Annotated in this window: 6 protein-coding genes and 1 pseudogene; 3 read left to right on the forward strand and 4 right to left on the reverse strand. The window is 71.9% G+C overall.

Annotated elements, in window-relative coordinates:
- Positions 1-12 precede the first annotated feature (12 nt).
- A pseudogene (locus tag HET64_RS31380) lies at positions 13-1,422 on the forward strand (ATP-dependent helicase C-terminal domain-containing protein); the annotation flags it as partial.
- Here HET64_RS31380 and HET64_RS31385 read toward each other — a convergent pair.
- From HET64_RS31385 to HET64_RS31395, 3 genes are all read right to left on the reverse strand, one after another.
- Positions 1,409-2,374: a DUF3068 domain-containing protein gene (locus tag HET64_RS31385; RefSeq protein WP_215110538.1), complete on the reverse strand. Its 966-nt coding sequence runs from the start codon at positions 2,372-2,374 to the stop codon at positions 1,409-1,411. The pseudogene HET64_RS31380 and the gene HET64_RS31385 sit on opposite strands and share 14 nt — an antisense overlap.
- A 26-nt stretch (positions 2,375-2,400) precedes the next feature.
- A complete protein-coding gene (locus tag HET64_RS31390; protein WP_107085744.1) occupies positions 2,401-2,538 on the reverse strand; it encodes an SPW_0924 family protein in 138 nt (45 codons plus the stop codon).
- Between the two features lie 163 nt (positions 2,539-2,701).
- Positions 2,702-4,453 carry a lytic murein transglycosylase gene (locus HET64_RS31395; protein WP_215110539.1) on the reverse strand — a complete coding sequence of 584 codons (1,752 nt, stop codon included), beginning with the start codon at positions 4,451-4,453 and terminating at the stop codon, positions 2,702-2,704.
- A gap of 188 nt (positions 4,454-4,641) precedes the next feature.
- Between HET64_RS31395 and HET64_RS31400 the strand changes: the two genes are divergently transcribed.
- Complete coding sequence (locus tag HET64_RS31400; RefSeq protein WP_215110540.1) at positions 4,642-5,514, forward strand: DUF4184 family protein; 873 nt, start codon at positions 4,642-4,644, stop codon at positions 5,512-5,514.
- A gap of 63 nt (positions 5,515-5,577) precedes the next feature.
- On the opposite strand, the gene polA is transcribed toward HET64_RS31400, so the two are convergent.
- Complete coding sequence (gene polA, locus HET64_RS31405; protein ID WP_215110541.1) at positions 5,578-8,289, reverse strand: DNA polymerase I; 2,712 nt, start codon at positions 8,287-8,289, stop codon at positions 5,578-5,580.
- Positions 8,290-8,425: 136 nt separating this feature from the next.
- Here polA and HET64_RS31410 point away from each other — a divergent pair.
- On the forward strand, positions 8,426-10,247 hold a 1,822-nt coding region (locus tag HET64_RS31410), incomplete at its 3' end, for an FdhF/YdeP family oxidoreductase (protein WP_215110542.1).

Genomic DNA, 10,247 nt, shown 5'->3' on the forward strand with positions numbered 1-10,247 from the left:
AGATGTGTATAGGAGACAGAGGTCGCCGATCTGGCCGCCTTCGCGCTCCAGGCGGCGTGCTGGGGCGATCCGGACGCCTCCTCGCTCGCGCTGCTGGACCCGCCGCCGGCCGGGGCGATGGGCGCCGCCCGGGAGGTGCTGGAGGCGATCGGCGCGGTGGACGGCGGGGGCCGGGTCACCGAGCGCGGCGCCCGGATGTCCCGGCTCGGGCTGCACCCCCGGCTGGCGCGGGCCCTGCTGGACGGCGCCCGGGAGGCCGGGGCGCGGCGGGCCGCGGAGGTGGTGGCGCTGCTGAGCGAGGAGCCCCCGAGGGAGTACGGGGACGATCTCGCGGCGGCGCTGCGGACCGCCCGCCGGGGCCAGGACGGATACGCCGCGCGCTGGAAGCAGGAGGTGCGCCGGCTGTCGGGCCAGGTGGAAGGCGTCGGCTCCGGCGGGGCTCACTCCGATGACGCCGTCGTCGGCCTCGTCGCCGCGCTGGCGTTTCCGGAGCGGGTGGCGCGGGCCCGGGGCGACGGGGCCTTCCTGATGGCGTCGGGCACGGGCGCGGAGCTGCGGGAAGCCTCGCGGCTGCGCAGCGCGCCCTGGCTGGCCGTGGCGGTCGCGGACCGGCCCTCCCACGCGGCGTCGGCGCGGGTGCGGCTGGCGGCGGTGGTCGACGAGCCGACCGCGCTGCTGGCCGCCGGGCATCTGCGGGTGCGGGGGGAGGAGGTCCGGTGGGTGGACGGCGAGGTGGTGGCCCGGTCGGTGGACCGGCTGGGGGCGGTGGAACTGGCGGTGCGGCCGTTGAGGCAGCCCGATCCGGAGCTGGTGCGCGGGGCCTTGGTGGAGGGGCTGCGGCGCGAGGGGCTGGGGCTGCTGCGGTGGACCCGGGACAGTGAGCAGTTCCGGCTGCGGCTGGCGTTCCTGCACCGGGTGCTGGGCGCACCGTGGCCGGATGTGTCGGACGAGGCGCTGCTCGCGGAGACGGGTGCGTGGCTGGAGCCGGAGCTGTCGCGGGCGCGGCGCCGCTCCGACCTGGGCCGGATCGACGCGGGTCAGGCGTTGCGGCGGCTGCTGCCCTGGGCGACCGGGGAGGCCGCGCGGCTGGACGAGCTGGCGCCGGAGCGGATCGAGGTGCCGAGCGGTTCCCGGATCAGGGTCGAGTACGGCGGCGAGCAGCCCGTCCTGGCGGTGAAGCTCCAGGAGTTGTTCGGGATGGGCGAGACGCCCCGGGTGGCCGGGGTGCCGGTCCTGGTGCACCTGCTCTCCCCCGCCGGGCGGCCCGCGGCCGTCACCGCGGACCTGGCGTCGTTCTGGCAGGAGGGGTACAAGGCGGTGCGTGCGGAGCTGCGCGGCCGCTACCCGAAGCACCCGTGGCCGGAGGACCCCGCGACCGTACCGGCGACGCGGTTCACCTCGGCCAGGCTCAAGCGCTCGTAGCGCGTTCGGGGTTCCGGGACCGCGCCTCCAGCCAGAGGGCGAGCGCGAGCAGTCCGAGGCCGAGGCCGAGGAAGCCCCAGGGAAGGTACGAGGTGAGGAGGAGGACCAGGACGCGCTGGGACTTCACCAGGTCGACGGTGTCCGCGATGTAGTCCTCGCGCATCTTCACATGGCCGGAGAACGCGGTGACGGTGTCCTCGGACATGCCCATCTTCTTGGCGTCGCGCAGCTCCTCCGTGTGGATCTCCTCGCCGTTGACGGGGGCTCCGGTGACGGGGTCGACCCAGAACATGCGCTTCGTGGTGTACCAGCGGGTCATGCCGGTCTGCGCGATCTGTTCGGCGGTGATGCCCTTGATGGGCATCTTCTTGGGCATCGGGACCTTGGTCCACGGGATGGTCTGCTCGAAGTAGTAGACCTCCAGGCCGCGGAAGGTCTGGGTGCCCTTGTAGTGGATGGGGGCGGTGGTGCGGCTCTGGGCGTCGAAGTACTCGTAGTCCCGCTTCTCGGTGAGGAAGGGCCACTTGTACTCGATGCCCTCGCGCCGGACCGGGTCGCCGTCGACCATCTCGCCGGTGGCGTTGACGGGGGCCTGGCTGTGGGCGTCGAAGATGTAGCGCTCGGGGATCTCGGAGACCATCTTGCCGTCGGGGCCCTGGATGTAGGAGAGCGCGTCCCAGACGACGACGTCGCGTCCTGCGCTGCGTTCGATCTTCTCGGACTCCTCCACGTTGCCCTTGAGCGTCTGGACGATGGTGACCTTGTCGACCTTCCTGGCCTTGAGGGTGGTGTAGTCGAGGAGGGTCGCGGGGGACGCCTCCAGGACGACTTCCTGGTACTGGTTCGGCGGGACCTTGGCCAGGCGCGGGAAGGCGTACCAGCGCAGCAGTGGTGACAGGGCGGCGAAGAACACGGCGAAGGCCAGGAGTACGAGACCGACTCGGCGGCGCATGGTGGTGACCTCTCCCTCTGCGGCGGCTATCTCTTCGGTCCCGGGACGGTGGTCAGCAGGGGTTTCGGCGAGGTCTCCCCGGCCGGGGAGCCGACGGCGGAGATGGTGAACACGAGCACGAGGGCGGCGGCCAGTCCGATGGCGGCGGCGACGAGGGCACGCATGCTCGGCCTCCCGGGGCGGTGATCCGATGACGGCGACCTGATGGGTCGTCAGGGCTGGGGCACCGTAGCAACCGGGGCGCGAGATGAGAACACAGCGGACAGCCCCTCGGCAGGATGACCGAGGGGCTGTGCGACGGCTGTGCGGTGCGGCGGGGCCGCGGGGTCAGGCTTCGGGGGTCGCCGTCTCCTCCGGGGCGGTCTCCTCGGGTGCGGTCTCCTCCGGGGCCTGGATGGTGAGTTCGATGACGACCGAGGCGCCGCCCTCGGTGGTCAGGCGCAGCCTGAAGGTGCCCTCGGTGTCGTCCGCGAAGATCTCCGGGAGCCGGAGCACGCCCTCGGCGTCCGTCGTCAGGGTGGTCAGGGTGCGCACCGGCTTGCCGGCCGCGTCCTTGAAGTACGGGCCCTTGTCGTTGTCGAAGAGTCCCAGGGGGTCCTTGACCATGGTGGCGGTGACGGCCACTCCCGGCGCCGCGGCGTCCTTGTACGTGGCCTTGACGGTGACGGCGTCCGCGAACTTCTCACCGGGTGCGGCGACGAGTGCCTTCTCGCCGGTCCGGGCGATCGCGTCGGCCTGGCGGGCGGTGACGGTCGCCGCGTAGGTCAGGGTGCGCGGCCTGCCGGTGCCCGCGACGGCGGTCACCGTGAACTCCCCGGCCTTCTCGCCGGCCTTGAGCTCCGGCGCGGTGGCGGTGCCGTCGGCCCCGGTCCGCACCGTGACGGTCTTCTTTCCGCCGGCGAAGAGCGTGCCGGTGTTCCCGGTGACGGTGAAGGTGACGGGCACCTTGCCGAGCGGGGCGCCGAGCGCGTTGCGGGCGAGGACGGTGACCCGCTCGTCGAAGGCCTGGCCCGCGGTGGCGCGCAGCGGGCCGGTGCCGGCGTTCTCCAGGGAGCCGAAGGTCTCGGCCGGCGTCGGCTTGGAGGTGGGCGGCTTCGGCGGCTTCGGTGTCGGGCCGGTGGAGCCGTCGCCGGGCTTCGAGGGGCCCGGGCTCGGCTTCCCGCCCGGCTTGTCCGGGGAGGGCTTCGGGCTCGGGGTGGTGCTCGGGCCGGGGTTGGTGCTCGGGCCCGGATTCGGGGAGGGGCTGCTCGGAGAGCTGGGCAGCGTTCCGGTGCCGTCGGGGATCTCGTGCGTACCGCGCTGGTAGTACGAGAACCAGGAGCGGACCGTACGCAGGTACTCCCCCGACCGGTTGTAGCTCAGCACGGCCTTGTCGAGGTCGGCGGCGATGGCCAGGTCCCGGTCGTTGGCGCAGAGGTAGCGGCCGGCGGCGAGCGCCGCGTCGTAGATGTTGTTGGGGTCCTTGCGGCCGTCACTGTTCGCGTCCTGGCCCCAGGCGGCCCAGGTCGACGGGATGAACTGCATCGGGCCGACCGCGCGGTCGTGGACCGCGTCGCTGTCGTACGCCCCGCCGTCGGTGTCCTTGATCAGCGCGAAGCCCTGGCCGTTGAGGGCCGGGCCGAGGATCGGGGGGCTGGCGGTGCCGTTGGCGTCGACGCGTCCGCCGCGGGCCTGGCCGGACTCGACCTTGCCGATCGCCGCGAGGAGTTGCCAGGGCAGCCGGCAGGCGGGGTCGGTCGTCCTGACGGTCTGCTCGGCCTGCTTGTACGCGGCCAGGATCGACGCCGGAATGCCCGCTTCCGCGCTCCCGGTCGCCGGCAGACTGCTGGAGGAACCGGGCTTGTCTGGCGTGACCAGGGGCGGAAGGTCCGTGTAGTAGGGCGAGTTGCCGGTCGCGGCGCCGTCGTCCTCGGTGCTCGCGGTGTCCTCACCGGCCGCCTTCGGGTCACCGCCGCCGACGGGTCCGTCGGCCAGGGTCGCTGCGGGCGCCTGCGAGGCCGCGAGTGCCGCCACGGCGGCCGCCGCCACCGCAGCGGTCGTGGCCCCCTTGCGCAGACTTCGGCGAATGTGCGCTGCCATACGTTCCGGTCCCTCCCCCTCGAAGGCTGCTCGCGCTCCCCAGCGCAAGGACTCCAGCGACCCTACGGCACCTTGTGTCGGCCGAGCACCGAGCCCTGACCGCTTCTTACTGTTTTTTCACGTTCGCGGGCGCATGTTGTCCTGCCGGCCACGGAAGGGTGCCCGAACGGTCCCGCATACTTGCCGCCATGCCGTTCACGCTCAGTCATGCCGCCGCCGTGCTCCCGGCGATCCGCCGGAACGGGACGGCCCGGTGGCCGCTGTTCCCCTCCGCTCTCGTCGCCGGTTCGTTCGCGCCCGACATCACCTACTTCGCGGACACGGTGATCCCCGGGGCGATGGAGTTCGGGTCGTTCACGCACACCTTCCTCGGGGTCGTCACGGTGAACGTGGTCATCGCAGCGGCGCTGGTGATGGTGTGGGTCCTGCTGCGGGAGCCGTTGGCGGCCCTGTTGCCGGTACGGGTACGGGGCCGCGTCCACGCCTTCGTCCGGGGGCAGCGGTGGACGCGGGCCTCCTTCGGCCCTTCCTCCTGGCTGTGGTTCGCGGTCTCCGGTGCGCTGGGCGCGGCCACGCATGTGGTGTGGGACGCGTTCACCCACCACAGCCGGTGGGGGACGGATCTGGTGCCGGTGCTCAGCCGCATCGTCGGCGGCTTCCCGGTGTACCAGTTCGTCCAGTACGGCAGCTCGGCCCTGGCCCTCGTGGTCATCGGCTGGTTCGCCGTCACCGGGCTCCGGCTGACCCCGGAGGTCCCCGCGCCCGAGGAGGTGCCGGTGCTCGGCCGCCGCGAGAGGTGGGGTGCTCTCGGTCTGCTGGGCCTGTGCGTGCTGCTCGGCGTCGTCCACCGGTGCGTCCGCTGGTACGCCCGCTTCGGCCGGGTGGAGAGCCCGCTCGACATCATCCCCACGGCCTGCTTCGGCGCGGGCGCCGGGCTGGCGGCCGGGCTGCTGCTGTACGGGGTGTGGATGCGGCTGCCGGGCAGGCGGCGGACGCGGGGACCGGAGCGGGCGCCGGCACCGGAGGGGTCCCGTACGGGAGCGTCGGCCGGCAGCAGGTAGCGACGAGCGGAAGGGCCGGGCCCGGAACCGCTGTGCGGTCCGGGCCCGGCCTCTGCCGGTCGCTCAGTGCGCGGCCGACTCCCAGTCCTTGCCGACGCCGACCGAGACGTCGAGCGGGGCGCGCAGCTCGACCGCGTGCGCCATCTCGTGGCGCAGGATCTCCTCCACCCGCTTCCGCTCGCCCTTCGCGATCTCCAGGACGATTTCGTCGTGGACCTGGAGCAGCATCCGCGAGGTCAGCTTCGCCTCGGTGAGCGCCTTGTCCACCCGCAGCATCGCGACCTTCACGATGTCCGCGGCGGTGCCCTGGATCGGGGCGTTGAGCGCCATCCGCTCAGCTGCCTCGCGGCGCTGGCGGTTGTCGCTGTTCAGGTCGGGGAGATAACGGCGCCGGCCGAGGATCGTCTCCGTGTACCCGGTGGCCCTGGCCTCCTCGACGACCCGGTGGAGATAGTCCCGTACCCCGCCGAACCGCTCGAAGTAGGTGTCCATCAGCACCCGGGCCTCGGCGGGGTCGATGTTCAGCTGCTGGGAGAGGCCGAACGCGGAGAGTCCGTACGCCAGGCCGTAGGACATGGCCTTGATCTTGCGGCGCATCTCCGCGTCGACCGCGTCCTTCTCGACGCCGAAGACCTGCGAGGCGACCGTGGTGTGGAGGTCCTCGCCGGAGGCGAACGCCTCGATCAGTCCGGCGTCCTCGGACAGGTGCGCCATCACCCGCAGCTCGATCTGGCTGTAGTCCGCCGTCATCAGCGTCTCGAAGCCCTCGCCGACGACGAAGCCCCGGCGGATCGCCCGGCCCTCGTCCGTACGGACGGGGATGTTCTGCAGGTTGGGGTCGGTGGAGGAGAGCCGGCCGGTCGCCGCGACCGTCTGGTTGAACGTGGTGTGGATGCGTCCATCGGCCGCGACCGTCTTGATCAGACCCTCGACGGTGACCCGCAGCTTGGCCTGCTCACGGTGGCGCAGCATCAGGACCGGCAACTCGTGCTCGGTCTGCGCGGCCAGCCAGGCCAGCGCGTCCGCGTCCGTCGTGTATCCCGTCTTGGTCTTCTTCGTCTTCGGCAGGCCCAGCTCGCCGAAGAGGATCTCCTGGAGCTGCTTGGGCGATCCGAGGTTGAACTCACGGCCCACCGCCGCGTGCGCCTCCTTCACCGCCTGCTGCACGGTCCCCGCGAACTGCTGCTCCATCCCCTCCAGATGGGCCCGGTCCGCGGCGATCCCGTGCCGCTCCAGCCGGGCCAGGAGGATCGACGTCGGCAGCTCCATGTCGTGCAGCAGCTCCGCCGCGCCCACCTCCTTCAACCGGGTGGTGAACGCGTCGCCCAGGTCGAGCACGGCGCGGGCCTGTGCCATCAGGGCGTCCTGCTCGGCCCGGTCGTCCGCGCCGAAGGCCAGCTGCCCGTCGGAGGCGGCGGCCGGCGCCAGCTCCCGGCCCAGATACTCCACGGCGAGCGCGTCCAGGGCGAAGGAGCGACGGCCCGGCTTCACCAGATACGCGGCGAGCGCGGTGTCCATCGCGACGCCTTCGAGCCGCCAGCCGTGCTCGGGCAGGACCCGCATCACGTTCTTCGCGTTGTGCAGGACCTTCGGCCGGGCCGGGTCCGACACCCAGGCGGCGAACGCCTGCTCGTCGGCCTCCTCCAGCTGGGTGGGGTCCAGCCAGGCGGCGGCCCCGTCGGCGGCGGCGAGCGCGATCTCCGTGACCGTGCCGGCGCCCAGCGACCAGGTGTCCACCGTCATGACGCCGAGCGGCCGCGCGCCGTGCGCCTCCAGCCAGGGGGCGACCTCGCCGGAGCCGAGCACGGCCCCGTCCAGCTCGATCCCGGCGGCGGGCGCGGGCGGCTCGGCCTCCGCCGCCCCGGGGTCGACGGCGAGGAGGCGCTCGCGCAGGCTCGGGTTGCGGATCTCCAGTATGTCCAGGACACCGGTGACCGCCGTGCGGTCGTACGGGGCGCGCTCCAGCTCGGCCGGGGTCTTCGGCAGCTCCACGTCCCGGACCATCTCGGTCAGCACCCGGTTCATCTTCACCGCGTCCAGGTGGTCGCGGAAATTCTGCCCGGCCTTGCCCTTGACCTCTTCCGCCCGCTCGACCAGCTCGGCGAAGGAACCGAACTGGTTGATCCACTTCGCGGCCGTCTTCTCCCCCACCCCGGGAATGCCGGGAAGGTTGTCCGACGGGTCGCCGCGCAGGGCGGCGAAGTCCGGATACTGCTGCGGGGTGAGCCCGTACTTCTCGACGACCTTCTCCGGGGTGAACCGGGTCAGCTCGGAGACCCCCTTGGTGGGGTACAGCACGGTCACGTTCTCCGTGATCAGCTGGAAGGAGTCCCGGTCGCCGGTGACGATCAGCACCTCGAACCCGGCCTCCTCGGCCTGGGTCGCCAGCGTCGCGATGACGTCGTCCGCCTCGAAACCGTCCACCGCGAACCGGTCCGCGTGCATCGCGTCCAGCAGCTCGCCGATCAGCTCGACCTGCCCCTTGAACTCGTCGGGGGTCTTCGAGCGGTTCGCCTTGTACTCCGGGAACTCCTGCGCACGCCACGTCTTGCGGGACACGTCGAACGCCACCGCGAAGTGCGTGGGCGCCTCATCACGCAGGGTGTTCGCCAGCATCGACATGAAGCCGTACACGGCATTCGTCGGCTGCCCCACCGCCGTCGTGAAATTCTCCGCGGGCAGGGCGAAGAACGCCCGGTACGCCAGGGAGTGCCCGTCCATGAGGAGCAGGCGCGGTCGGTTGTCTGCCGTCTTCTTCGATGCCGTCTCAGCCACGCCCCCGATCCTGCCACGGCCCACTGACAATCCGGACCGGCACGGCCTTGCGCGAGCGTGACAGGATCGATGGTGAGGACGGTGAGGACAGGGTTACGTCGCTCACGTGGAAGAGCGCTCGAAGGGGAGCAGCATCATGGCCACCAAGCCGCCGACCGGTGACCCGGTCCAGGACGCCCCGCAGGTCGAGCCGGCCCCGCACGCCGCCGCGGGCCTGCCCGCCGTCGCCCACTCCCTGCGCATCGCCCAGCAGCAGATGGGTGTGGGCCGCACCGCACGGACCCTCCTCAAGGTCAACCAGAAGAACGGCTTCGACTGCCCCGGCTGCGCCTGGCCCGAGGGCGACAAACGGCACACCGCCGAATTCTGCGAGAACGGCGCCAAGGCCGTCGCCGAGGAGGCGACCCTGCGCCGCGTCACCCCCGACTTCTTCGCCGCCCACCCGCTGGCCGACCTCGCCGGACGCAGCGGCTACTGGCTCGGTCAGCAGGGCAGGATCACCCAGCCGGTGTACCTCCCCGAGGGCGCCGACCGGTACGAGGCGGTCACCTGGGAGCGGGCGTTCGCGATCATCGCCGAGGAGCTGACCGCCCTCGACTCCCCCGACGAGGCCCTCTTCTACACCTCGGGACGTACGAGCAACGAGGCCGCGTTCCTGCTCCAGCTCTTCGCCCGCGAGTTCGGCACCAACAACCTGCCGGACTGCTCCAACATGTGCCACGAGTCGTCCGGCTCGGCGCTCACCGAGACCATCGGCGTCGGCAAGGGCAGCGTCTCCCTGGAGGACCTCCACCAGGCCGACCTGATCATCGTCGCCGGACAGAACCCCGGCACCAACCACCCCCGGATGCTGTCCGCCCTGGAGAAGGCCAAGACCTCCGGCGCGAGGATCATCTCGGTGAACCCGCTGCCCGAAGCCGGCATGGAGCGGTTCAAGAACCCCCAGACCCCGCAGGGCATGATCCGGGGCACCGCCCTCAACGACCTCTTCCTCCAGATCCGCATCGGCGGCGACCAGGCCCTCTTCCGCCTCCTCAACAAGCTGATCCTCGCCGCCGACGGCGCCGTCGACACCGCGTTCGTCACCGAACACACCCACGGCTACGAGGAGTTCACCAAGGCCGCCGAAGCGGCCGACTGGGACGAGACCCTCACCGCGACCGGCCTCACCCGCGCCGAGATCGAGCAGGCCCTCACCCTCGTCCTCGCATCGAAGCGCACCATCGTCTGCTGGGCGATGGGCCTCACCCAGCACAAGCACTCCGTGCCCACGATCCGCGAAGTAGTCAACTTCCTTCTGCTGCGCGGAAACATCGGCCGCCCCGGCGCCGGGGTCTGCCCGGTGCGCGGCCACTCCAACGTCCAGGGCGACCGCACCATGGGCATCTTCGAACGGCCCGCACCGGCCTTCCTCGACGCCCTCGACAAGGAGTTCGGCATCACCTCGCCGCGCCACCACGGCCTGGACGTGGTGCGCTCCATCCAGGCCCTGCGCGACGGCGAGGCGAAGGTCTTCTTCGCGATGGGCGGCAACTTCGTCGCGGCCACGCCCGACACCGCCGTCACCGAGGCCGCGATGCGCCGCGCCCGCCTCACCGTCCACGTCTCGACCAAGCTCAACCGCTCCCACGCCGTGACCGGGACCCGCGCCCTGATCCTGCCCACGCTCGGCCGGACCGACAAGGACGTCCAGGCGAGCGGCAAGCAGTTCGTCACCGTCGAGGACTCCATGGGCATGGTCCACGCCTCACGCGGCAACCTCGCCCCCGCGAGCCCCCACCTGCTCTCCGAGCCGGCCATCGTCGCCCGCCTCGCCCGCGCGGTCCTCGGCGCCGGCTCCCGTACGGACTGGGAGGCCTTCGAACGGGACTACGCCACCATCCGCGACCGCATCTCCCGCGTCGTCCCCGGCTTCGAGGACTTCAACAACCGCGTCGCCCGCCCCGGCGGCTTCACCC

Origin of the sequence: Streptomyces sp. McG3, assembly GCF_018619185.1 — a bacterium.
In the GTDB taxonomy this organism is placed as follows: Bacteria; Actinomycetota; Actinomycetes; order Streptomycetales; family Streptomycetaceae; genus Streptomyces.